The following is a 480-nucleotide window of genomic DNA, read 5'->3' as shown; positions in this document are numbered from 1 at the left end:
ACAGCCTATAGTGCCGCAACGATTGGTCTCGGGGGACCAGCGCCATGGCGGGGAACTGGTCAGGCCAGTGAGCGGACCTCGTCAACGATTCCGGGCATTGCGGCCTCGATGGCGTCGAGGGTGTCCTCGAACCCGTCGGCCGAGCCATACCAGGGGTCCGGCAGGGAGGTGCCAGGGGTGCAGTTGGGGTCGTAGTCGCGGATGAGACGGAGGTTGTCGGCGTCGGGGGCCATTCGCTTCATCATCTGGATGTGGCGTGGCTCGGCGGCTATGACGAGGTCGGCGGACATGATCTCGGACCCGTCGATCTGGTGAGCATTGTGGCCCGAGCAGGGGTATCCGTGGGACTTCAGGACGGACCTGGCTCGCGAATCCATCGGGCCGCCGTGTTCCTCATCGCTGACACCGGCGCTGGTGATGCGAGCGTCCAGGCCTTCGTTGGCGAAGACCTTCCTGGCGACGAATTCAGCCATCGGGGAA

General features: G+C 65.0%; 1 protein-coding gene. It reads right to left on the bottom strand.

The window, feature by feature from the left end:
- Positions 1-59: 59 nt before the first annotated feature.
- On the bottom strand, positions 60-480 hold a 421-nt coding region (locus tag ACLFKU_RS44080), incomplete at its 5' end, for a low molecular weight protein-tyrosine-phosphatase (RefSeq protein ID WP_410853436.1).

Source organism: Paraburkholderia sp. EG304, from assembly GCF_046543485.1.
Lineage (GTDB): Bacteria > Pseudomonadota > Gammaproteobacteria > Burkholderiales > Burkholderiaceae > Paraburkholderia > Paraburkholderia youngii.
The sequence above is the reverse complement of the archived record's forward strand: the minus strand, read 5'-3'. Positions and strand labels throughout refer to the sequence as shown.